Consider the following 22,341-nt stretch of genomic DNA (forward strand, 5'->3'; position numbering starts at 1 on the left):
ATGGCTTCAGAAAATATGACGCCGCAGGATTACATAGGTCACCATCTGAATAACCTTCAGCTGGACCTGCGTACATTCTCGCTGGTGGATCCACATAACCCCCCGGCCACCTTCTGGACGATCAACATCGACTCCATGTTCTTCTCGGTGGTTTTGGGTCTTCTGTTCCTGGCCATGTTCCGCAGCGTTGCTAAAAAGGCGACCAGCGGTGTTCCAGGGAAATTCCAGACGTTCGTTGAGATGATCATCGGCTTCGTCCATGGCAGCGTGAAAGACATGTACCATGGCAAGAGCAAGCTGATTGCTCCGCTGGCCCTGACCGTGTTCGTTTGGGTCTTCCTGATGAACCTGATGGACCTGCTGCCAATTGACCTGCTGCCGTTCATCGGCGAGCACATCTTCGGCCTGCCTGCGCTGCGTGTTGTACCGTCTGCGGACGTGAACATCACCCTGTCGATGGCGCTGGGCGTGTTTATCTTGATTCTTTTCTACAGCATCAAAATGAAAGGCGTAAGCGGCTTTGTGAAAGAGCTTACCTTGCAGCCGTTCAACCACTGGGCGTTTATTCCGGTCAACCTGATCCTGGAAGGCGTTAGCCTGCTGTCCAAACCTGTTTCACTGGGTCTGCGACTGTTCGGCAACATGTATGCGGGTGAGCTGATTTTCATTCTGATCGCGGGTCTTCTGCCGTGGTGGTCACAGTGGGTTCTGAATGTGCCATGGGCCATTTTCCACATCCTGATCATTACGCTGCAAGCCTTTATCTTCATGGTTCTGACGATCGTCTATCTGTCGATGGCGTCTGAAGAGCACTGATTTTTTACCAACACTACTACGTTTTAATTGAAACAAACTGGAGACTGTCATGGAAAACCTGAATATGGATCTGCTGTACATGGCTGCCGCTGTGATGATGGGTCTGGCGGCTATCGGTGCTGCGATCGGTATCGGCATCCTCGGGGGCAAATTCCTGGAAGGCGCTGCGCGTCAACCTGATCTGATTCCTCTGCTGCGTACTCAGTTCTTTATCGTTATGGGTCTGGTGGATGCAATCCCAATGATCGCTGTAGGTCTGGGTCTGTACGTGATGTTTGCTGTCGCGTAGTAGTTGTTTTAAAACCCCAAGCCACAGAAATTTAAGAGGTATTGTGCTGTGAACATGAACGCAACAATCCTCGGCCAGGCCATCGCGTTTATTCTCTTTGTCTGGTTCTGCATGAAGTATGTATGGCCGCCTTTAATGGCTGCCATCGAAAAACGTCAGAAAGAAATTGCTGACGGTCTGGCTTCCGCAGAACGCGCTAAGAAAGATTTGGACCTTGCACAGGCCAACGCGACAGACCAGCTGAAAAAAGCGAAAGCTGAAGCTCAGGTAATCATTGAACAGGCTAACAAACGCCGTTCTCAGATCCTGGACGAAGCCAAAGCTGAAGCAGAACAGGAACGTACTAAGATCGTGACACAGGCTCAGGCTGAAATTGAAGCTGAGCGTAAACGTGCTCGTGAAGAACTGCGTAAGCAGGTTGCGATTCTGGCTGTTGCTGGCGCCGAGAAGATCATCGAACGTTCCGTGGATGAAGCTGCTAACAGCGACATCGTGGACAAACTTGTCGCTGAACTGTAAGGAGGGAGGGGCTGATGTCTGAATTTGTTACGGTAGCTCGCCCCTACGCCAAAGCAGCTTTTGACTTTGCTGTCGAACACCAAAATGTCGATCGCTGGCAGAATATGCTGGCGTTTGCCGCTGAGGTGACGAAAAACGAACAAATGGCCGAGTTGCTTTCCGGTGCGTTAGCGCCTGAAACCCTCGCCGCGTCGTTTATCGCCGTGTGCGGAGAGCAACTGGATGCCAACGGCCAGAACCTGATTAAGGTGATGGCAGAAAATGGTCGTCTCCGTGTGCTCCCGGATGTTCTCGAGCAGTTTGAGCACTTACGTGCCCTCAGTGAAGCTACCGCTGAAGTTGAAGTAACTTCCGCAACTGAACTGAGTGACGAACAGCTTGCGAAAATCACCGCCGCGATGGAAAAACGTCTGTCACGCAAAGTTAAGCTGAATTGCAAAATCGATAAGTCTGTAATGGCAGGCGTAATCATCCGCTCGGGTGATATGGTCATTGATGGCAGCGTACGCGGCCGTCTTGAGCGCCTTGCAGACGTCTTGCAGTCTTAAGGGGACTGGAGCATGCAACTGAATTCCACCGAAATCAGCGAACTGATCAAGCAGCGCATTGCTCAGTTCAGTGTTGTGAGTGAAGCTCACAACGAAGGTACTATTGTTTCTGTAAGTGACGGTGTTATCCGCATCCACGGCCTGGCCGATTGTATGCAGGGTGAGATGATTTCCCTGCCGGGTAACCGTTACGCTATCGCACTGAACCTGGAGCGCGACTCCGTAGGTGCAGTTGTGATGGGTCCATACGCTGACCTCGCCGAAGGCATGAAGGTTAAGTGTACTGGCCGTATTCTGGAAGTGCCGGTTGGCCGTGGCCTGCTGGGTCGCGTTGTTAACACCCTGGGTGCGCCAATCGACGGTAAAGGTCCGGTTGATAACGATGGCTTCTCGCCAATCGAAGTTATCGCACCGGGCGTTATCGACCGTCAGTCCGTTGATCAGCCTGTGCAGACGGGTTATAAGTCCGTTGATGCCATGATCCCAATCGGTCGTGGTCAGCGTGAACTGATCATCGGTGACCGTCAGACCGGTAAAACCGCGATGGCAATCGACGCCATCATCAACCAGCGTGACTCCGGCATCAAATGTGTGTACGTGGCTATCGGCCAGAAAGCGTCCACCATTTCCAACGTGGTTCGTAAACTGGAAGAGCACGGCGCACTGTCTAACACCATCGTTGTGGTAGCAACCGCGTCTGAATCCGCTGCACTGCAATACCTGGCGCCATACGCCGGTTGTGCAATGGGCGAATACTTCCGTGACCGCGGTGAAGATGCACTGATCGTATACGATGACCTGTCTAAACAGGCTGTTGCGTATCGTCAGGTTTCCCTGCTGCTCCGTCGTCCACCAGGACGTGAAGCATTCCCGGGCGACGTATTCTACCTCCACTCTCGTCTGCTGGAGCGTGCTTCCCGCGTTAACGCGGAATACGTCGAGAACTTCACCAAAGGTGAAGTTAAGGGTAAAACGGGCTCTCTGACCGCGCTGCCGATCATTGAAACCCAGGCGGGTGACGTTTCTGCGTTCGTTCCGACCAACGTAATCTCCATTACCGATGGTCAGATCTTCCTGGAAACCAACCTGTTTAACTCCGGTATTCGTCCGGCGGTTAACCCGGGTATTTCCGTATCCCGTGTGGGTGGTGCTGCTCAGACCAAGATCATCAAGAAACTGTCCGGTGGTATCCGTACCGCGCTGGCACAGTATCGTGAACTGGCTGCGTTCTCTCAGTTCGCATCCGATCTGGACGAAGCAACCCGTAAACAGCTGAGCCACGGTCAGAAAGTGACCGAGCTGCTGAAGCAGAAACAGTACGCGCCAATGTCTGTTGCTCAGCAGGGCCTGGTACTGTTCGCGGCTGAACGCGGTTACCTCGAAGATGTGGAACTGGCGAAAATCGGTAGCTTCGAAGCCGCTCTGCTGGCTTACGCTGACCGTGATCACGCTCCGCTGATGCAAGAGATCAACCAGACCGGTGGCTATAACGACGAAATCGAAGGCAAGCTGAAAGCTATCCTCGATTCCTTCAAAGCAACCCAATCCTGGTAATCGTCCGGCGGCTTGTCTCAGGACAAGCCGTCTGGCATTGAGGAGAAGCTCATGGCCGGCGCAAAAGAGATACGTAGTAAGATCGCAAGCGTCCAGAACACGCAAAAGATCACTAAAGCGATGGAGATGGTCGCCGCTTCCAAAATGCGTAAATCGCAGGATCGCATGGCGGCCAGCCGTCCTTATGCAGAGACCATGCGCAAAGTGATTGGTCACCTTGCAAACGGTAATCTGGAATATAAGCACCCTTACCTGGAAGAACGCGACGTTAAGCGCGTGGGCTACCTGGTGGTGTCGACTGACCGTGGTCTGTGTGGCGGCTTGAACATTAACCTGTTCAAAAAACTGCTGGCGGATATGAAAGTCTGGTCCGATAAAGGCGTTCAGTGCGATTTGGCACTGATTGGCTCTAAAGGCGTCTCTTTCTTTAACTCCGTTGGCGGCAACATTGTCGCTCAGGTGACCGGTATGGGTGATAACCCGTCCCTGTCCGAACTGATCGGCCCGGTTAAAGTGATGTTGCAGGCCTACGATGAAGGCCGTCTGGACAGACTGTACGTTGTCAGCAACAAATTTATTAACACCATGTCTCAGGTACCTACGCTCACTCAGATGCTGCCGTTACCGGCATCAGAAGATGACGAGCTGAAACAGAAAGCCTGGGATTACCTGTATGAACCCGATCCGAAACCGCTGCTGGATACCCTGCTGCGTCGTTACGTTGAATCTCAGGTTTATCAGGGCGTTGTAGAAAACCTGGCCAGCGAGCAGGCCGCACGAATGGTGGCGATGAAAGCCGCGACCGATAATGGCGGCAGCCTGATTAAAGAGCTGCAGTTGGTTTACAACAAAGCTCGTCAGGCCAGCATTACTCAGGAACTCACCGAGATCGTCTCGGGGGCCGCCGCGGTTTAACCAGGTTTACGAATTACGTAGAGGATTCAAGATGGCTACTGGAAAGATTGTCCAGGTAATCGGCGCCGTGGTGGACGTCGAGTTCCCTCAGGACGCCGTACCACGCGTGTACGACGCGCTTGAGGTACAGAATGGTAACGAGAGCCTGGTGCTGGAAGTTCAGCAGCAGCTCGGCGGCGGTATCGTGCGTACCATCGCCATGGGTTCTTCCGACGGTCTGCGTCGTGGTCTGGAAGTTAAAGACCTTGAGCACCCGATCGAAGTCCCGGTAGGTAAAGCAACGCTGGGTCGTATCATGAACGTATTGGGTCAGCCAATCGACATGAAAGGCGACATCGGCGAAGAAGAGCGTTGGGCGATCCACCGCGCGGCACCTTCCTACGAAGAGCTGTCCAGCTCTCAGGAACTGCTGGAAACCGGCATCAAAGTTATCGACCTGATGTGTCCGTTCGCGAAGGGCGGTAAAGTGGGTCTGTTCGGCGGTGCGGGTGTAGGTAAAACCGTAAACATGATGGAGCTGATCCGTAACATCGCGATCGAGCACTCCGGTTACTCCGTGTTTGCGGGCGTAGGTGAACGTACTCGTGAGGGTAACGACTTCTACCACGAAATGACCGACTCCAACGTTCTGGATAAAGTATCCCTGGTTTACGGCCAGATGAACGAGCCACCAGGAAACCGTCTGCGCGTTGCGCTGACTGGCCTGACAATGGCTGAGAAATTCCGTGACGAAGGCCGTGACGTGCTGCTGTTCGTTGATAACATCTATCGTTACACCCTGGCCGGTACCGAAGTATCTGCACTGCTGGGTCGTATGCCTTCAGCGGTAGGTTATCAGCCTACGCTGGCGGAAGAGATGGGTGTTCTTCAGGAACGTATCACCTCGACCAAAACCGGTTCTATCACCTCCGTTCAGGCGGTATACGTACCTGCGGATGACTTGACTGACCCCTCTCCAGCCACCACCTTTGCGCACTTAGACGCAACCGTGGTACTGAGCCGTCAGATCGCGTCTCTGGGTATCTACCCGGCCGTTGACCCGCTGGACTCCACCAGCCGTCAGCTGGATCCACTGGTTGTTGGCCAGGAACACTACGACACCGCGCGTGGCGTACAGTCCCTGCTGCAACGTTACCAGGAACTGAAAGACATCATCGCCATCCTGGGTATGGATGAACTGTCTGAAGAAGACAAACTGGTGGTAGCACGTGCGCGTAAGATCCAGCGCTTCCTGTCCCAGCCGTTCTTCGTTGCGGAAGTATTCACCGGTGCGCCGGGTAAATACGTTTCCCTGAAAGACACCATCCGTGGCTTTAAAGGCATCATGGAAGGCGAATACGATCACCTGCCAGAGCAGGCGTTCTACATGGTTGGTTCCATCGAAGAAGCCGTGGAAAAAGCCAAAAAACTTTAACGCCTTAATCGGAGGGTGATATGGCAATGACTTACCACCTGGACGTCGTCAGCGCAGAGCAACAAATGTTCTCTGGTCTGGTCGAGAAAATCCAGGTAACGGGTAGTGAAGGTGAACTGGGTATTTTCCCGGGTCACGCACCGCTGCTCACCGCCATTAAGCCTGGTATGATCCGCATCGTTAAACAGTTCGGTCACGAAGAGTTTATCTATCTGTCCGGCGGCATTCTTGAAGTGCAGCCTGGTAGTGTGACCGTTCTGGCCGATACCGCTATTCGTGGCCAGGATCTCGACGAAGCGCGAGCCCTGGAATCGAAGCGTAAGGCTGAAGAGCACATTAACAGCTCTCATGGTGACGTGGATTACGCTCAGGCGTCTGCGGAGCTGGCCAAAGCGATCGCGAAACTGCGCGTTATCGAGTTGACCAAAAAAGCGATGTAACACCGGCTTGAAAAGCACAAAAGCCAGTCTGGATCCCAGGCTGGCTTTTTTTTTCGGCCTTAATTCATGATGAAAAAGATGTAGAATTTTAAGCATCAAACGTTTTTACTTCTCACACAAACTACCGTCAGGATGCGTATGTTAAACAGTGCGATGAGCGTGGTGATCCTTGCCGCAGGCAAAGGTACCCGCATGTATTCCGATCTGCCTAAGGTGCTTCACACGCTGGCAGGAAAGCCAATGGTGCAGCATGTTATTGATGCCGCTAATGAATTAGGCGCCAGCCAGGTGCATCTGGTTTATGGACACGGCGGCGATCTGCTGAAAAAAACGCTGCGTGACGACAATCTCAACTGGGTGCTACAGGCAGAACAGCTGGGCACCGGTCATGCAATGCAGCAGGCTGCACCCTTCTTCTCTGATGATGAAGACATCCTGATGCTCTACGGCGACGTCCCGCTGATCTCCGTTGAAACCCTCACTCGTTTGCGTGAAGCCAAACCGCAGGGCGGCATTGGGCTGTTAACCGTCGTGCTGGACGATCCGAGTGGCTATGGCCGCATTACCCGTGAAAACGGCAACGTGACGGGGATTGTTGAGCATAAAGATGCCAGCGAAGCGCAGCGCCAGATTCAGGAGATCAACACCGGTATCCTGATTGCGAACGGTGCAGATATGAAGCGCTGGCTGTCTAAACTTAACAATAACAACGCTCAGGGTGAGTATTACATCACCGATATTATTGCGATGGCGTATCAGGAAGGGCGTGAGATTGCCGCCGTTCACCCGGCACGCATCAGCGAAACGGACGGGGTAAACAACCGTCTTCAGCTTTCCCGCCTGGAGCGCATTTACCAGTCCGAGCAGGCAGAGAAGCTGCTGCTTGCTGGCGTCATGCTGCGCGATCCGGCGCGTTTCGATCTGCGCGGTACGCTGTCCCACGGGCGCGACGTTGAGATTGATACTAACGTTATCCTGGAAGGTAACGTCACGCTGGGTAACCGCGTCAAAATCGGCGCTGGCTGCGTGATTAAAAACAGCGTTATCGGCGACGACTGCGAAATCAGCCCGTACAGCGTGGTGGAAGACGCGCGTCTTGATGCGGCGTGTACCATCGGCCCGTTTGCGCGTCTGCGCCCGGGCGCTGAGCTGCTGGAAGGCGCACATGTTGGTAACTTCGTTGAAATGAAAAAAGCGCGTCTGGGTAAAGGCTCCAAAGCGGGTCATTTAACCTATCTGGGCGATGCAGAAATTGGCGACAACGTGAATATTGGTGCAGGTACCATCACCTGTAACTATGACGGTGCCAATAAGTTTAAAACCATCATCGGTGATGATGTGTTTGTGGGCTCTGATACGCAGCTGGTGGCGCCTGTTACCGTGGGTAACGGTGTAACCATTGCCGCCGGAACGACCGTCACGCGCGACGTAGCGGATAACGAGCTGGTGTTAAGCCGCGTTCCGCAGGTGCACAAGCAGGGCTGGAAACGCCCGGTGAAGAAAAAGTAACCCTAAGGCGGGTGGCGCTGCGCTTACCCGCCCTACGATTGAGTAGGCCTGATAAGGCGTAGCCGTCATCAGGCAAACCCGGGAGAGGAGATAAATATATATCTCCCCCCACAAGCAGTACCCATAAAAATAACCCCACTCTCTACAAGGCTCGGGGTGCCCGGAAAGGGTAAATACAGGTCAGCGACAACGCAGGCATAATGCCTAAATTCGGAATCTAAATTATGTGTGGAATTGTTGGCGCAGTTGCGCAGCGTGATATTGCTGAAATCCTTCTCGAAGGTTTACGTCGTCTGGAATACCGTGGCTATGACTCTGCCGGTCTGGCTGTCGTGGATGCAGAAGGTCATATGACCCGTCTGCGCCGTCTCGGTAAAGTGCAGATGCTGGCCCAGGCCGCGGAAGAACATCCGCTGCACGGGGGAACCGGTATTGCGCACACCCGCTGGGCGACGCACGGTGAACCGTCTGAAGGCAACGCGCACCCGCATGTGTCTGAACACATCGTGGTGGTGCATAACGGCATTATCGAAAACCACGAACCGCTGCGCGAAGAACTGAAAGCGCGCGGCTACACCTTCGTCTCTGAAACCGACACCGAAGTGATTGCTCACCTCGTACACTGGGAACTGGCACAGGGCGGTACGCTGCGTGAGGCAGTGCTGCGTGCTATTCCTCAGCTGCGCGGCGCCTACGGTACGGTGATCATGGACTCTCGCGATCCGTCTACCCTGCTGGCCGCGCGTTCCGGTAGCCCGATGGTTATCGGTCTGGGCATGGGCGAGAACTTTATCGCTTCCGATCAGCTGGCGCTCCTGCCGGTTACCCGTCGCTTTATCTTCCTGGAAGAGGGCGATATCGCGGAAGTGACGCGCCGCAGCGTGACCGTCTTCGATACCAAAGGCGAGCAGGTGAAGCGTCAGGAGATCGAATCTAACCTGCAATACGACGCGGGCGACAAAGGCGCTTACCGTCACTACATGCAGAAAGAGATCTACGAGCAGCCGAACGCCATTAAAAATACCCTGACCGGGCGCATTAGCCATGGCGAGGTGGATCTGAGCGAGCTGGGGGCGAACGCCAACGAGCTGCTCGGCAAGGTTGAGCATATTCAGATTGTGGCCTGCGGGACCTCATACAACTCCGGTATGGTCTCTCGCTACTGGTTTGAATCCCTGGCGGGCGTGCCGTGCGATGTCGAAATCGCATCTGAGTTCCGCTATCGTAAATCCGCTGTGCGCCGTAACAGCCTGATGATCACCCTTTCCCAGTCTGGCGAAACGGCGGATACCCTGGCGGCGCTGCGTCTGTCTAAAGAGTTGGGTTACCTGGGATCTCTTGCCATCTGTAACGTGCCGGGCTCCTCGCTGGTACGTGAATCCGATCTGGCGCTGATGACCAAAGCGGGCACCGAAATCGGCGTGGCCTCCACCAAAGCGTTCACCACGCAGCTGACCGTTCTGCTGATGCTGGTGGCGAAGCTGGCGCGTCTGAAAGGCGAAGATGCTTCCGTTGAGCATGACATCGTTCACGGTCTCCAGGCGCTGCCGAGCCGTATCGAGCAGATGCTGTCTCAGGACAAACGCATTGAGGCGCTGGCAGAAGATTTCTCTGATAAGCACCACGCTCTGTTCCTGGGCCGTGGCGATCAGTACCCTATCGCGCTGGAAGGCGCGCTGAAGCTGAAAGAGATCTCCTACATCCACGCGGAAGCCTACGCGGCAGGCGAGCTGAAGCACGGCCCGCTGGCGCTGATTGACGCGGATATGCCGGTGATCGTTGTTGCACCAAACAACGAACTGCTGGAAAAACTGAAGTCTAATATCGAAGAAGTCCGCGCCCGTGGCGGCGTGCTGTACGTCTTCGCGGATAAAGACGCCGGTTTCGTCAGCAGCGACAACATGCACATCATCGAGATGCCGCATGTGGAAGAGGTGATTGCGCCGATCTTCTACACCGTTCCGCTGCAACTCCTGGCTTATCACGTGGCGCTGATCAAAGGCACCGACGTTGACCAGCCGCGTAACCTGGCGAAATCGGTTACTGTAGAATAATCCCTTCAGGCTCCACCTTCGGGTGGAGCTTTTTTATCCCGCCTGGTTTGTTTTTCTTCACTTCTTTCTCGTTTTTATTAATGACAATGTGTCATCTTCAGCTATTTTTTCAGTGTCACATAAAGAAAATATTTCTGAAAACGTCTTGTCATAAAACTGGCTAACCCGATGTAAAATAAGTTTTTTCTAGTTGGTTTTTAAATGAAATCTTCATTGTCATAAAACTGTCATAATTCGTACATTTATCTGTCACCTGTTTGTCCTATTTTGCTCATCGTAGCCACTTAAACAATGATTTACGAAATCCTTGCAGGAGACATTATGAAAGTTATGCGTACCACTGTCGCAACTGTTGTCGCCGCGACCTTATCTCTGAGCGCTTTCTCTGCCTTCGCAGCAGCAAGCCTGACTGGCGCTGGTGCAACCTTCCCTGCGCCGGTGTATGCCAAATGGGCGGATACCTACCAGAAGGAAACCGGCAACAAGGTTAACTATCAGGGTATCGGCTCCTCCGGTGGCGTAAAACAAATTACCGCGAATACCGTTGATTTCGGCGCATCCGACGCTCCGCTGTCTGATGAAAAACTGAATCAGGAAGGCCTGTTCCAGTTCCCGACCGTGATCGGCGGCGTTGTGCTGGCCGTTAACATCCCTGGCCTGAAATCAGGCGAGCTGGTGCTGGACGGCAAAACCCTGGGCGACATCTACCTGGGCAAAATCAAAAAATGGGACGACGAAGCCATCACTAAGCTGAACCCGGGCGTTAAGCTGCCTTCGCAGAACATCGCTGTGGTTCGCCGCGCTGACGGTTCCGGTACCTCCTTCGTGTTCACCAGCTACCTGGCAAAAGTGAACGAAGAGTGGAAATCCAAAGTCGGTTCCGGCTCTACCGTTAACTGGCCAACCGGTCTGGGCGGTAAAGGTAACGACGGCATCGCTGCCTTCGTACAGCGTCTGCCGGGCTCTATCGGTTACGTAGAATACGCTTACGCGAAGCAGAACAACCTGGCTTATACCAAACTGGTTTCTGCTGACGGCAAACCGGTTAGCCCGACCGAAGAGAACTTCGCTAACGCCGCAAAAGGCGCAGACTGGAGTAAATCCTTCGCGCAGGACCTGACTAACCAGAAAGGCGACGATGCGTGGCCAATCACTTCTACCACCTTCATCCTGGTCCACAAAGATCAGAAGAAACCTGAGCAGGGTGCAGAAGTGCTGAAATTCTTCGACTGGGCATACAAAAACGGCGGCAAACAGGCTAACGACCTGGACTACGCCAGCCTGCCGGACAGCGTGGTTGAGCAGATTCGCGCTGCATGGAAAACCAACGTGAAAGACAGCAGCGGTAAAGCGCTGTACTAACAGGATATTTTTGACGAAGATGGCGGGTGGCGCGCAGCGATCCCGCCCTACGGTTCATCCTGTAGGCCCGGTAAGCGCCAGCGCCACCGGGCATATTCGTAAGACGTCTCAAAAAGAAGAGTAATTTATGGCTGCAACCAAGCCTGCATTTAACCCTCCGGGTAAAAAAGGTGACATGATTTTCAGCGCCCTGGTGAAACTGGCTGCGCTGATTGTGCTATTGCTGCTGGGCGGCATTATCGTGTCCCTGATCTTTTCCTCCTGGCCGAGCATTCAGAAATTTGGTTTCGCCTTCCTGTGGACCAAAGAGTGGGATGCGCCGAACGATATCTACGGTGCGCTGGTGCCGATTTACGGCACGCTGGTAACCTCCTTTATCGCCCTGCTGATTGCGGTGCCGGTAAGCTTCGGTATTGCCCTGTTCCTGACGGAGCTGGCGCCGGGCTGGCTGCGACGCCCGCTGGGTATCGCCATCGAACTGCTGGCGGCCATTCCAAGTATCGTTTACGGCATGTGGGGCCTGTTTATCTTTGCTCCGCTGTTTGCAACGTACTTCCAGGAGCCGGTCGGTAACGTGCTTTCTGCCGTTCCGTTTGTGGGCGCCCTGTTCTCCGGTCCGGCATTCGGTATCGGTATTCTGGCGGCTGGCGTGATCCTCGCCATCATGATTATCCCGTACATTGCGGCGGTTATGCGCGATGTCTTTGAACAAACCCCGGTGATGATGAAAGAGTCGGCCTACGGCATCGGCTGCACCACCTGGGAGGTTATCTGGCGCATCGTCCTTCCGTTCACCAAAAATGGGGTGATCGGCGGCATCATGCTGGGCTTAGGCCGCGCGCTGGGTGAAACCATGGCGGTGACCTTTATCATCGGCAACACCTACCAGCTCGACAGCGTCTCTCTGTACATGCCGGGCAACAGCATTACCTCTGCGCTGGCGAACGAATTCGCCGAAGCGGAATCCGGGCTGCACGTTGCCGCGCTGATGGAGCTGGGCCTGATCCTGTTTGTTATCACCTTTATCGTACTGGCTATCTCCAAGCTGATGATTATGCGTCTGGCTAAAAACGAGGGGGCACGCTAATGGCGACTCTCGACATGCAAAACACCGCTCAGCTTGCGGAATCCCGTCGCAAAATGCAGTCAAAGCGCCGGATTAAAAATCGCATTGCGCTGACGCTTTCCATGGCCACGATGGCGTTCGGCCTGTTCTGGCTGATCTGGATCCTGATGTCCACCATCACCCGCGGCATCGATGGAATGTCCCTGGCGCTGTTCACAGAGATGACGCCGCCGCCGAACACGGCGGGCGGTGGTCTGGCAAACGCCCTGGCGGGTAGCGGCCTGCTGATCCTGTGGGCGACCGTTTTCGGTACGCCGCTGGGCATCATGGCGGGTATCTATCTGGCGGAGTATGGCCGTAAATCCTGGATCGCTGAAGTCATCCGCTTTATTAACGACATTCTGCTGTCTGCCCCATCGATTGTTGTGGGTCTGTTTGTTTACACCATCGTGGTGGCTCAAATGGAACACTTCTCCGGGTGGGCGGGTGTGATTGCGCTGGCGCTGTTGCAGGTGCCTATCGTTATCCGTACCACTGAAAACATGCTGAAACTGGTGCCGGACAGCCTGCGTGAAGCGGCTTACGCGCTGGGCACGCCGAAATGGAAGATGATTTCGGCGATCACCCTGAAAGCGTCCGTCTCGGGGATCATGACCGGTATCCTGCTGGCTATCGCCCGTATCGCCGGTGAAACCGCACCGCTGCTGTTTACCGCGCTTTCCAACCAGTTCTGGAGCACGGACATGATGCAGCCGATCGCCAACCTGCCGGTGACGATCTTTAAATTTGCGATGAGCCCATTCGCGGAATGGCAGCAGCTGGCCTGGGCCGGGGTGCTGATCATCACCCTTTGCGTACTGTTGCTGAACATTCTGGCGCGCGTCATTTTCGCGAAGAAGAAACACGGTTAAATTTTTACGGCGCGGCACATCGCGGCGCCGAATGAGGAAATGAGTCAATGAGTATGGTTGATACTGCCCCGGGTAAGATTCAGGTTCGTGATTTGAACTTCTACTATGGCAAATTCCATGCCCTGAAGAATATCAACCTGGATATCGCGAAGAACCAGGTCACGGCATTTATCGGTCCGTCTGGCTGTGGTAAATCCACACTGCTGCGCACCTTCAACAAAATGTATTCGCTCTATCCGGAGCAGCGTGCGGAAGGTGAAATTCTGCTGGACGGTGACAACATCCTGACCAATACCCAGGATATCGCCCTGCTGCGCGCGAAAGTGGGGATGGTGTTTCAGAAACCCACGCCGTTCCCGATGTCGATCTATGACAACATCGCCTTTGGCGTGCGTCTGTTTGAAAAGCTCTCCCGTGCGGACATGGACGAGCGCGTGCAGTGGGCATTGACCAAGGCCGCATTATGGAACGAAACCAAAGATAAACTTCACCAGAGCGGGTACTCTCTCTCCGGTGGTCAGCAGCAGCGTCTGTGCATTGCGCGCGGTATCGCCATTCGCCCGGAAGTATTGCTGCTGGATGAGCCGTGCTCAGCGCTGGACCCGATCTCAACCGGGCGTATTGAAGAGCTGATTACCGAGCTGAAGCAGGATTACACCGTGGTGATCGTCACCCACAACATGCAGCAGGCTGCCCGTTGTTCTGACCACACGGCGTTTATGTACCTGGGCGAGTTGATTGAGTTCAGCGATACGGACGCGCTGTTCACCCGGCCCGCGAAGAAACAAACCGAAGATTATATTACTGGCCGCTACGGTTGATTTGCCTTAGTGCATGTGGAGAAACCATGGACAACCTCAATCTTAATAAACACATTTCCGGCCAGTTTAACGCAGAGCTGGAAAGCATTCGCACCCAGGTGATGACCATGGGCGGCATGGTCGAGCAGCAGCTTTCTGATGCGATTACGGCGATGCACAACCAGGACAGCGAACTGGCGAAGCGCGTTATCGAAGGCGATCACAACGTCAATATGATGGAAGTCGCCATCGACGAAGCGTGCGTGCGCATCATTGCCAAGCGTCAGCCGACCGCGAGTGACCTGCGTCTGGTCATGGCGATCATCAAAACTATCGCCGAGCTGGAACGTATTGGTGACGTGGCGGATAAAATCTGCCGCACCGCGCTGGAGAAATTCTCCCAGCAGCACCAGCCGCTGCTGGTCAGCCTGGAGTCTCTCGGTCGCCACACCGTGCAGATGCTGCACGACGTGCTGGACGCTTTCGCGCGCATGGATCTGGACGAAGCGGTCCGTATTTATCGTGAAGACAAGAAAGTTGACCAGGAATACGAAGGCATTGTGCGTCAGCTGATGACCTACATGATGGAAGATTCCCGTACCATCCCAAGCGTGCTGACGGCCCTGTTCTGCGCGCGCTCAATCGAGCGTATCGGCGACCGCTGCCAGAACATTTGCGAATACATCTTCTACTTCGTGAAGGGGCAGGACTTCCGTCACGTGGGCGGCGACGAGCTGGATAAGCTGCTGGCGGGTAAAGATCCGAAAGAGTGATGTTTGTGGCGGGTGGCGCTGGCGCTTACCCGCCCTACGTTAGCTTAACGCGTAATATCCCACCCGCGCGCCTTCCACAGTTCTGGCAGCTGAGCCAGGTCGGTAAAGGTCGTCACTTTTGGATGATCGATCGGCTTGTTGTGCGAATCGGCACAGAAGTAAAACACTTCCATTCCTGCATCAATCCCCGACTGCGCGCCCGCAGACGAGTCATCCACCAGAATGCAGTTCTCCACGTTGACGTTCATCGCCTTCGCCGCGTGGAACATCAATGCCGGATCGGGCTTCCAGCGCTGGATATCGTAGCCGCTGAACAGTTTTTCCGGGAAGTGGTGTAGCATGTCCAGCTTGCCGAGCGAATGCTGCATTTTGCTGACCGGGCCGTTAGAGACCACGCAGATCGGCACCGTCATCGCATCCAGCAGCGCGTTAGCGCCGGCGATAACCTCCAGCTCGGCGTCGAAGAGGCGTGCGACCTCGGCGCGGTACACCGGTTCCAGAGCCGCTTTCGCCAGATCCACCCCGTGCTCTTCGTTAATGATGTCGATAATCTCGTACAGCTTCACGCCCTTAAAGCGTTTGAACACCTCTTCGAGATCGAGCGTAATGCCAAATTCCTGGAACATGGCGACATACGCGCGGGAACAAATGACCTCACTGTCGACCAGCGTACCGTCACAGTCGAAAAATACCGCTTCAATTCCGGACATGCCCTTCCCTTTTAACAAGTTTAACGTTTACGTACGACAGATTTACGAGACGCAATCGTTGCCGTATAAGCAAAATCAATGAAAAAAGTATCCCGTAACCGCCACTATTGTCGCATTTTGGTATAGGATAGCGACGAATTTTCCCTCCTTGTTCGGAAATTGATGATGAGTCAACAACACACAACCCAGACATCTGGTCAGGGTCTGCTTGAGCGCGTATTCAAACTGCGCGAGCACGGCACAACGGCACGCACCGAAGTGATCGCCGGTTTTACTACCTTCCTGACGATGGTCTACATCGTTTTTGTGAACCCGCAAATTCTGGGCGTGGCTGGCATGGACACCAGCGCCGTCTTTGTTACCACCTGTCTGATCGCGGCCCTTGGCAGCATTCTGATGGGCGTTTTCGCTAACCTGCCCGTGGCGCTGGCCCCGGCGATGGGTCTGAACGCGTTCTTCGCGTTCGTGGTGGTTCAGGCGATGGGCCTGCCGTGGCAGGTTGGTATGGGCGCTATCTTCTGGGGCGCGGTCGGCCTGCTGCTGCTGACCATCTTCCGCGTCCGCTACTGGATGATTGCCAATATCCCGGTGAGCCTGCGCGTGGGTATCACCAGCGGTATCGGTCTGTTCATCGGTATGATGGGGCTAAAAAACGCCGGTGTGATCGTGGCGAACCCGGAAACGCTGGTGAGCATCGGTAACCTGACCTCGCACAGCGTGCTGCTGGGCGTGCTGGGCTTCTTCATCATCGCGATCCTGGCGTCGCGCAACATCCACGCTGCGGTGCTGGTCTCTATCATCGTGACCACGCTGCTGGGCTGGATGCTGGGTGACGTGCATTACAGCGGTATTGTCTCTGCGCCGCCGAGCGTCTCTACCGTGATTGGTCACGTTGATCTGGCGGGCTCTCTGAACCTGGGCCTGGCGGGGGTGATCTTCTCCTTCATGCTGGTCAACCTGTTTGACTCCTCCGGTACGCTGATTGGCGTGACGGACAAAGCGGGTCTGGCGGACGAGAAAGGCAAATTCCCGCGCATGAAGCAGGCGCTGTATGTGGATAGCATCTCTTCCGTTGCGGGTTCTTTCATCGGCACCTCGTCTGTTACCGCTTACATTGAATCCTCTTCCGGCGTCTCCGTGGGCGGCCGTACCGGCCTGACGGCGGTGGTGGTGGGTCTGCTGTTCCTGCTGGTGATCTTCCTCTCTCCACTCGCCGGGATGGTGCCACCGTACGCGGCGGCGGGTGCGCTGATTTATGTCGGCGTGCTGATGACCTCGAGCCTGGCGCGCGTGAAGTGGGAAGATTTAACCGAAGCGGTGCCAGCCTTTATTACCGCCGTGATGATGCCGTTCAGCTTCTCAATCACCGAAGGGATCGCGCTGGGCTTTATCTCTTACTGCGTGATGAAGATCGGTACCGGTCGCTTCCGCGACCTCAGCCCGTGCGTGATTATCGTTGCGCTGCTGTTTGTGTTGAAGATTGTGTTTATTGACGCGAAATAAACAGGTTTGTTCCCTCTCCACGTGGGAGAGGGCCAGGGTGAGGGCATCAGGCCGCTCCGGCTTACGCCTTCACCCGCTTAATATAATCCCCAAACGCGGTCAGCTGGCCAGAGAGATGGTCACGCGTGCTCTGATCCACCACTTCACCCGTCTGCGGGTCGACCTTGTTCTGAATCACACCGCCCATAAATTCCGGCTTGTTCATGACCATAGCATCCAGGAACACCAGGATCTGACGCAGGTGATACTGGCAGCGCGCGCCGCCGATGGCGCCCATAGAGCTGGTCTGGATCAGCACCGGTTTGCCTGACAGCGGCTGCTCCGGTAAACGGGATAACCAGTCAATCGCGTTCTTCAGGCCACCCGGCACCGAGTAGTTATATTCAGGCGTTACTATCACCACGCCGTCAGCCTGGCGGATCTGCTCGGCTATCGCTTCCACGCTCTGCGGAAACCCTTCTTCCTGCTGAACGTCAGCATCATAAAGCGGGATGTCGCCAATAGACGGCAGGGCACTGATTTCCATTCCCGCAGGCGCCAGCTGCGGCAGCGTGCGGGCAACCATCCCGTTAAAAGAACCTTTGCGCAGGCTTCCCAGTAACGTAACAACTTTCAACGTATCAGACATGATTACTCCTGTTTCATCATGATGATCCTGGACGGATCAGCTATGGGTGTATGCTTTTTCTGCCGGTAAACTGGTTAATCGCAACAGGCGCGCGGCGGGCTCGTTGGCGCGCTCGGGGACATCCGGAAGACTACGCCAACCGCGAATACTGTCAAATTCCCAGATTTTCAGCCGTTCGATGGCGGGACTCACCGCAACAGACCAGATCAACACGTCCTCAGCGTCGCTGAGCGCCTCTACCAGCGAGGCTTTTGTGGCCCGCAGGCGTCCGGAGCCAGGCAGCAGTTGCAACAGGCTGGCGTCGTCTGACGCCGCACCGCTCAGTTTGCGGATGCTCTGGCGAAGGGTAATGAGCTGCGCTCTGGCTTCAACGGGGTCGTTCTGGTTACGTATCCACAGCATTTCATTGCTTGAGAGCGGGTATTCATCAAGCGCGTTAGCCCCGTGGAAGCTGCGCGTGACGCGTTGCAGCTCCATATCCAGCCCGCAATCGCCTTCGGTGGTCAGCGCGACGCCAACAATGTTGCCGGTGTACGCAATGGAAAAATGGGGGAGTGCCGGGTCCGCAAAAACCGGGCGACCTTCTGGCTGGGTGAGTATGTCCGGTAATTCGCTGGTGCCGTACAGCATAAAAAGCAGTTCTGCGAGAAGTGCTCTGGAGGCTAAAAACCGCGTCCTGCGGTGTTCAGGTAGCTTGAGCGCCTCACTGTGGCAGGCTGAAGAAATTCTGGCCGATACGAGATGCCCTTCCGCTAATGTTCCTCGTGCAAAGTGCGTAGCCATTTTTCGCTCCTTGATAATGGTCGTAGTCGGTTAAACGGTTACATGATTATCGCTTAACTCAGCTTCTGTTTTAATCAGTAAATAGAAATAAGAGAAGCCTGAGGACCGAACTTTACATTATCTTAGGCAAAAACCTGACCTGGCGCGGTATACAGGGCTTTTATGGTTTCGCGCAGCCAGATAATTTTCGGATTATGGCTGTTCCGCTTATGCCAGATGAGCGTGAAGGGGACGGTCAGCTTTTCTGCCTGTGCCTCATCAATGGGAATGGGAAGGCAAACCAGTTTACGCTGGTGGAGTTGATTGTAGTGATGGCAGTAGTAAGGCGCAGTGGCAATGCAGTTGTGGTCCGGCTGGGCCGCCATAAACATCGACTGTTCAAAGCCGGGCAGGCACATGGCGACGTTGCGCTCGCGGCCCATCTCCTTTAGCACTTCATCAAGCGCCCAGGTATCGCTTCGCTCCCAGAAGATGCTGATGTGCGGGTAGCGCAGAAACGTCTCGAGGTTCCACGCTTCGCGAAGTGCCGGATGGTCTTCTCGCAGATAGACGCACGGACGGTCGCTGAACAGGATTTCGTAATCAATAAACCACGGCATCAGCTTCAGCAGCTCGCGGGAGCGCGGGTGCGTTTCGCGGCCGGTAAAACCGAGATCGACCTCCCCGCGCGTAATGGCGTCCAGCGAATCGTAATCCCACTGGCGCAACTTCACCGTCGCCTGCGGGTAGCGCTGATTCACCTGCTCCAGCAGGGTGTTAAAGCGAATCAGCATCAGCGGCGTTTCGGCGGCGAGCACAAACTTGAGCCCGCCAGGAGAGCTGTGGTGGGATTTATCGACAATCTGATTACCAATCTGCATCCAGTCGGCCAGGTCCTGTTCCAGGCTCACCGTCAGCGGCGTGGGCAGTAGTCCTAAAGGCGTTTTCACAAACAGCGGATCGTCGAACCAGTCGCGCAGCTTCGCCAGCGATTTACTCACCGCGGACGGCGTCACGTTCATCCGCTTCGCGGCTTTGGTGACGCTGCGCTCCTGCAACAACAGTTGCAGGCAAAGTAAAAGATTAAGATCGAGACTGCTGATAGGCTTCTTCATAATGCGCCGCGGGCTGGATGACCAAAAGTAAGATAATGCTAAGTATGCTACAGCCAATCAGCACCCCGATCAGCATATTCAGCGCGTGAAGGCCGATCACCGCCGCCAGCCAAATCCACAGCGACGAACCGCAGACCTGCGCAATGCCCAGCACCGAGCTTGCCACACCAGCCCGCAGTGAGAACGGGCCAAGCGCCTGACTCATTGCCACGCCGAAGCCGCCGGAGAATCCGGCGCAGATCAGGGTCATACTCATCAACATCAGCGCGTGTGAGGTGGCGGTCGCCAGAATCACGCCGGCGGCGAGAAACAGCGTCTGTGAAGTGAGCATCAGCGTGCGCTGGCGGAAAATATTGAGTGCAAAGGGCATCGAGAATGAAACCACCATGCTGACCATCGCATTGAGCGCCATCATCGTCGAATACTCACCGCGATCGAAGCCCATCGTTTCCATCAGTAACACCGGAGAAACGTTTACATAGGTGAGGATCACCGCCACGCTGAGCGTGATGATGGTCAGGCGGCTCAGGAAAAAGCGATTCAGAAGCTTTTCAGCCGGATGAAAGGTAGCAGCGTGGTGCATCTGCTGTGAACCGGGATGGGTCTCTTTCAGCACCGTCACGGACAGAATAAAGACGATAGTGCCCATGGTGGCCATGGTCCAGAAAAGGCTCTGCCATGGAAATTTCAGCATGATCAGGTAGCCCACGACCGGCGCCAGCACCGGGATGATGCAGGTAATGCCGTTCAGCATCGACAGCACCCTGGCGCGGCGCTGGGCGCTTAAGGTATCGCGAAGAATGGCAAACGCCACCACGTAGCATCCGCCCGCGCCAATGCCCTGAATAAAGCGCCCTGCCAGGAACATCGTGCTTTCCTGAGCCATTGAACACAGTACCGATGCCAGCGCAAAGATAACCGCACCCGTAATGGCGACGGGCTGACGACCGGCTTTATCCGCGATTTTCCCGGCAAACACCATCGACGACGCCATCCCCCCCAGGTAGGCCGAAAACGCGATGTGCAGCTGCGCCTCGCTGGCCTCCAGATCGCGGGCAATATGCGGTAGCCCCACCAGATACATATCAATGCCGGATGGATAAAGCAGAACGAGTGCAAAACTACAGAACAGAAAACGAGCCATAAATCCCCCATGGATGCAGGCATGCAGGATAGGGGGCATGGAGGGGATAAAGCGAGTTGCCATTTGGACAATGGTGATTTCCCTGGAGGAAATCACCCTGTACTAACGGGAATTACTTACCAATACAGAAGCTTGAGAAAATCCGTCCCAGCAGATCGTCGGACGTAAATTCCCCGGTGATCTCGCTCAGATTCTGCTGCGCCAGACGCAGTTCCTCGGCCAGCAGCTCACCGGCCCACGCGCCGATCAGCTGGGCTTTGCCCTGCTCAAGGTGGCGAGCCGCCTCTTCCAGCGCCTGCAAGTGACGACGACGCGCCAGGAAGCCACCCTCCATGCTGGTGTCAAAGCCCATGCTCTGTTTGAGATGGTTACGCAGGTCTTCTACGCCTTCCCCGGTACGGGCCGACAGGCGAATAAGTGAGTGACCATTCACATCGCTGATGCCCAGCGTTTCGCCGGTCACGTCTGCCTTGTTGCGCACTACGGTGATCGGCAGTTTAGCCGGCAGTCGGGCGATAAAGTCAGGCCAAATCTCTGCCGGGTCTACGGCGTCGGTTGTGGTGCCGTCTACCATAAACAGCACGCGATCGGCCTGCTCAATCTCCTGCCAGGCGCGTTCGATGCCGATACGCTCGACTTCATCGCTCGCATCGCGCAGGCCGGCGGTATCGATGATGTGCAGCGGCATGCCGTCGATATGGATATGCTCGCGCAGCACGTCGCGGGTGGTGCCGGCTATGTCGGTGACGATCGCCGCTTCACGGCCCGCCAGGGCGTTCAGCAGGCTCGATTTCCCGGCGTTAGGGCGTCCGGCAATGACCACCTTCATGCCTTCACGCAGCAGGCTGCCCTGGCGCGCTTCGGCGCGGACAGCATCCAGATCGTTCATTACCTGGTTCAGCTGGGCTTCGATTTTGCCGTCAGAAAGGAAGTCGATCTCCTCGTCCGGGAAGTCGATAGCCGCTTCGACATAGATTCGCAGGTGAGTAAGTGCTTCCACAAGATGATTTACGCGTGCGGAAAACGCGCCCTGCAACGAGTTCAGCGCGGAGCGGGCCGCCTGTTCGGAGCTGGCGTCGATCAGATCAGCAATCGCTTCGGCCTGCGCCAGGTCGAGCTTGTCGTTCAGGAACGCACGCTCGGAGAATTCGCCCGGCTTCGCAATGCGCAGGCCAGGCAGGGTCAGAATACGTTTTAACAGCAGGTCGAGGATCACCGGACCGCCGTGGCCCTGAAGTTCCAGCACGTCTTCGCCGGTAAAGGAGTTCGGGCCGGGGAACCACAGCGCGATGCCCTGGTCCAGCGGGGTGCCGTCGGCATCTTTAAACGGCAGATAATCAGCGTAGCGCGGCTTTGGCAGTTTACCCAGCACCGCTTCGGCCACCTCACGCGCCTTCAGGCCGGAGATACGCAGAATGCCTACACCACCGCGTCCCGGTGGGGTTGCCTGGGCGACGATAGTGTCGTTATGGCTCATGGTTGCTCTCGTTCAATACAAATAAAAAAGGC

General features: G+C 55.3%; 22 protein-coding genes. 16 read left to right on the forward strand and 6 right to left on the reverse strand.

The window, feature by feature from the left end; all coding sequences use genetic code 11:
• From atpB to phoU, 15 genes are all read left to right on the forward strand, one after another.
• Complete coding sequence (atpB, locus tag A3466_RS19855) at window positions 1–816, forward strand: F0F1 ATP synthase subunit A (RefSeq protein WP_028014916.1); 816 nt, start codon at window positions 1–3, stop codon at window positions 814–816.
• A gap of 49 nt (window positions 817–865) precedes the next feature.
• The gene (atpE, locus tag A3466_RS19860; RefSeq protein ID WP_000429386.1) at window positions 866–1,105 is read left to right on the forward strand and encodes a F0F1 ATP synthase subunit C; all 240 of its coding nucleotides are present in this window, start codon (window positions 866–868) and stop codon (window positions 1,103–1,105) included.
• Window positions 1,106–1,153: 48 nt separating this feature from the next.
• A complete protein-coding gene (atpF, locus tag A3466_RS19865) occupies window positions 1,154–1,624 on the forward strand; it encodes a F0F1 ATP synthase subunit B (RefSeq protein WP_003862370.1) in 471 nt (156 codons plus the stop codon).
• Between the two features lie 14 nt (window positions 1,625–1,638).
• Window positions 1,639–2,172 carry a F0F1 ATP synthase subunit delta gene (gene atpH / locus A3466_RS19870; RefSeq protein WP_003862369.1) on the forward strand — a complete coding sequence of 178 codons (534 nt, stop codon included), beginning with the start codon at window positions 1,639–1,641 and terminating at the stop codon, window positions 2,170–2,172.
• A gap of 12 nt (window positions 2,173–2,184) precedes the next feature.
• On the forward strand, window positions 2,185–3,726 hold the full coding sequence (gene atpA / locus A3466_RS19875; protein ID WP_063452038.1) for a F0F1 ATP synthase subunit alpha: 1,542 nt from the start codon (window positions 2,185–2,187) through the stop codon (window positions 3,724–3,726).
• A 51-nt stretch (window positions 3,727–3,777) separates the two neighbouring features.
• Entirely contained in the window at window positions 3,778–4,641 is an 864-nt protein-coding gene (atpG, locus tag A3466_RS19880; protein WP_063452039.1) for a F0F1 ATP synthase subunit gamma, read from the forward strand.
• A gap of 31 nt (window positions 4,642–4,672) precedes the next feature.
• Window positions 4,673–6,055 (forward strand): F0F1 ATP synthase subunit beta, encoded by a 1,383-nt coding sequence (atpD, locus tag A3466_RS19885; protein ID WP_015570150.1) that lies wholly within the window; start codon window positions 4,673–4,675, stop codon window positions 6,053–6,055.
• 20 nt (window positions 6,056–6,075) lie between these two features.
• Complete coding sequence (locus A3466_RS19890) at window positions 6,076–6,495, forward strand: F0F1 ATP synthase subunit epsilon (RefSeq protein ID WP_003862360.1); 420 nt, start codon at window positions 6,076–6,078, stop codon at window positions 6,493–6,495.
• Between the two features lie 138 nt (window positions 6,496–6,633).
• On the forward strand, window positions 6,634–8,004 hold the full coding sequence (glmU, locus tag A3466_RS19895; RefSeq protein ID WP_063452040.1) for a bifunctional UDP-N-acetylglucosamine diphosphorylase/glucosamine-1-phosphate N-acetyltransferase GlmU: 1,371 nt from the start codon (window positions 6,634–6,636) through the stop codon (window positions 8,002–8,004).
• A 224-nt stretch (window positions 8,005–8,228) separates the two neighbouring features.
• Entirely contained in the window at window positions 8,229–10,058 is a 1,830-nt protein-coding gene (gene glmS, locus A3466_RS19900) for a glutamine--fructose-6-phosphate transaminase (isomerizing) (RefSeq protein ID WP_063452041.1), read from the forward strand.
• Window positions 10,059–10,379: 321 nt separating this feature from the next.
• Complete coding sequence (pstS, locus tag A3466_RS19905; protein WP_063452042.1) at window positions 10,380–11,420, forward strand: phosphate ABC transporter substrate-binding protein PstS; 1,041 nt, start codon at window positions 10,380–10,382, stop codon at window positions 11,418–11,420.
• A 127-nt stretch (window positions 11,421–11,547) separates the two neighbouring features.
• The gene (pstC, locus tag A3466_RS19910; RefSeq protein ID WP_022649877.1) at window positions 11,548–12,507 is read left to right on the forward strand and encodes a phosphate ABC transporter permease PstC; all 960 of its coding nucleotides are present in this window, start codon (window positions 11,548–11,550) and stop codon (window positions 12,505–12,507) included.
• Window positions 12,507–13,397, forward strand: coding sequence for a phosphate ABC transporter permease PstA (gene pstA / locus A3466_RS19915; protein ID WP_003861156.1), 891 nt, complete (start codon window positions 12,507–12,509; stop codon window positions 13,395–13,397). The genes pstC and pstA overlap by 1 nt, the downstream gene beginning before the upstream one ends.
• Window positions 13,398–13,444: 47 nt before the next feature.
• Window positions 13,445–14,218 (forward strand): phosphate ABC transporter ATP-binding protein PstB, encoded by a 774-nt coding sequence (gene pstB / locus A3466_RS19920; RefSeq protein WP_003861154.1) that lies wholly within the window; start codon window positions 13,445–13,447, stop codon window positions 14,216–14,218.
• A gap of 26 nt (window positions 14,219–14,244) precedes the next feature.
• Window positions 14,245–14,970 (forward strand): phosphate signaling complex protein PhoU, encoded by a 726-nt coding sequence (gene phoU, locus A3466_RS19925; RefSeq protein ID WP_003861153.1) that lies wholly within the window; start codon window positions 14,245–14,247, stop codon window positions 14,968–14,970.
• 44 nt (window positions 14,971–15,014) lie between these two features.
• Here phoU and yieH read toward each other — a convergent pair whose 3' ends face one another.
• A complete protein-coding gene (gene yieH, locus A3466_RS19930) occupies window positions 15,015–15,680 on the reverse strand; it encodes a 6-phosphogluconate phosphatase (protein ID WP_063452043.1) in 666 nt (221 codons plus the stop codon).
• 165 nt (window positions 15,681–15,845) lie between these two features.
• Here yieH and adeP point away from each other — a divergent pair, with 165 nt between their 5' ends.
• Window positions 15,846–17,183, forward strand: a complete 1,338-nt coding sequence (gene adeP / locus A3466_RS19935; RefSeq protein WP_165602770.1) for an adenine permease AdeP — start codon at window positions 15,846–15,848, stop codon at window positions 17,181–17,183.
• Window positions 17,184–17,244: 61 nt separating this feature from the next.
• Here adeP and A3466_RS19940 read toward each other — a convergent pair whose 3' ends face one another.
• The 5 genes from A3466_RS19940 to mnmE all read right to left on the reverse strand — a co-directional run bounded on the left by A3466_RS19940 (window position 17,245) and on the right by mnmE (window position 22,309).
• Window positions 17,245–17,811 (reverse strand): NADPH-dependent FMN reductase, encoded by a 567-nt coding sequence (locus A3466_RS19940; RefSeq protein ID WP_003861147.1) that lies wholly within the window; start codon window positions 17,809–17,811, stop codon window positions 17,245–17,247.
• Window positions 17,812–17,847: 36 nt separating this feature from the next.
• Entirely contained in the window at window positions 17,848–18,594 is a 747-nt protein-coding gene (locus A3466_RS19945) for a 4'-phosphopantetheinyl transferase family protein (protein WP_063452045.1), read from the reverse strand.
• A 122-nt stretch (window positions 18,595–18,716) separates the two neighbouring features.
• Entirely contained in the window at window positions 18,717–19,688 is a 972-nt protein-coding gene (gene yidZ / locus A3466_RS19950) for an HTH-type transcriptional regulator YidZ (RefSeq protein ID WP_063452046.1), read from the reverse strand.
• Window positions 19,657–20,832: an MFS transporter gene (locus A3466_RS19955; protein ID WP_063452047.1), complete on the reverse strand. Its 1,176-nt coding sequence runs from the start codon at window positions 20,830–20,832 to the stop codon at window positions 19,657–19,659. The genes yidZ and A3466_RS19955 overlap by 32 nt, the downstream gene beginning before the upstream one ends.
• A gap of 112 nt (window positions 20,833–20,944) precedes the next feature.
• Window positions 20,945–22,309 (reverse strand): tRNA uridine-5-carboxymethylaminomethyl(34) synthesis GTPase MnmE, encoded by a 1,365-nt coding sequence (gene mnmE, locus A3466_RS19960; RefSeq protein WP_006808762.1) that lies wholly within the window; start codon window positions 22,307–22,309, stop codon window positions 20,945–20,947.
• Window positions 22,310–22,341: the final 32 nt, after the last annotated feature.

Source organism: Enterobacter genomosp. S (assembly GCF_001631805.1).
GTDB classification, from domain to species: Bacteria; Pseudomonadota; Gammaproteobacteria; order Enterobacterales; family Enterobacteriaceae; genus Enterobacter; species Enterobacter quasihormaechei.

Bases quoted from the DNA above. Each gene is read 5' to 3' on its own strand.
- atpB (WP_028014916.1), top strand. From the start codon at position 1: ATGGCTTCAGAAAATATGACGCCGCAGGATTACATAGGTCACCATCTG.
- atpE (WP_000429386.1), top strand. From the start codon at position 866: ATGGAAAACCTGAATATGGATCTGCTGTACATGGCTGCCGCTGTGATG.
- atpH (WP_003862369.1), top strand. From the start codon at position 1,639: ATGTCTGAATTTGTTACGGTAGCTCGCCCCTACGCCAAAGCAGCTTTT.
- atpA (WP_063452038.1), top strand. From the start codon at position 2,185: ATGCAACTGAATTCCACCGAAATCAGCGAACTGATCAAGCAGCGCATT.
- atpG (WP_063452039.1), top strand. From the start codon at position 3,778: ATGGCCGGCGCAAAAGAGATACGTAGTAAGATCGCAAGCGTCCAGAAC.
- atpD (WP_015570150.1), top strand. From the start codon at position 4,673: ATGGCTACTGGAAAGATTGTCCAGGTAATCGGCGCCGTGGTGGACGTC.
- A3466_RS19890 (WP_003862360.1), top strand. From the start codon at position 6,076: ATGGCAATGACTTACCACCTGGACGTCGTCAGCGCAGAGCAACAAATG.
- glmU (WP_063452040.1), top strand. From the start codon at position 6,634: ATGTTAAACAGTGCGATGAGCGTGGTGATCCTTGCCGCAGGCAAAGGT.
- glmS (WP_063452041.1), top strand. From the start codon at position 8,229: ATGTGTGGAATTGTTGGCGCAGTTGCGCAGCGTGATATTGCTGAAATC.
- pstS (WP_063452042.1), top strand. From the start codon at position 10,380: ATGAAAGTTATGCGTACCACTGTCGCAACTGTTGTCGCCGCGACCTTA.
- pstC (WP_022649877.1), top strand. From the start codon at position 11,548: ATGGCTGCAACCAAGCCTGCATTTAACCCTCCGGGTAAAAAAGGTGAC.
- pstA (WP_003861156.1), top strand. From the start codon at position 12,507: ATGGCGACTCTCGACATGCAAAACACCGCTCAGCTTGCGGAATCCCGT.
- pstB (WP_003861154.1), top strand. From the start codon at position 13,445: ATGAGTATGGTTGATACTGCCCCGGGTAAGATTCAGGTTCGTGATTTG.
- phoU (WP_003861153.1), top strand. From the start codon at position 14,245: ATGGACAACCTCAATCTTAATAAACACATTTCCGGCCAGTTTAACGCA.
- yieH (WP_063452043.1), bottom strand. From the start codon at position 15,680: ATGTCCGGAATTGAAGCGGTATTTTTCGACTGTGACGGTACGCTGGTC.
- adeP (WP_165602770.1), top strand. From the start codon at position 15,846: ATGAGTCAACAACACACAACCCAGACATCTGGTCAGGGTCTGCTTGAG.
- A3466_RS19940 (WP_003861147.1), bottom strand. From the start codon at position 17,811: ATGTCTGATACGTTGAAAGTTGTTACGTTACTGGGAAGCCTGCGCAAA.
- A3466_RS19945 (WP_063452045.1), bottom strand. From the start codon at position 18,594: ATGGCTACGCACTTTGCACGAGGAACATTAGCGGAAGGGCATCTCGTA.
- yidZ (WP_063452046.1), bottom strand. From the start codon at position 19,688: ATGAAGAAGCCTATCAGCAGTCTCGATCTTAATCTTTTACTTTGCCTG.
- A3466_RS19955 (WP_063452047.1), bottom strand. From the start codon at position 20,832: ATGGCTCGTTTTCTGTTCTGTAGTTTTGCACTCGTTCTGCTTTATCCA.
- mnmE (WP_006808762.1), bottom strand. From the start codon at position 22,309: ATGAGCCATAACGACACTATCGTCGCCCAGGCAACCCCACCGGGACGC.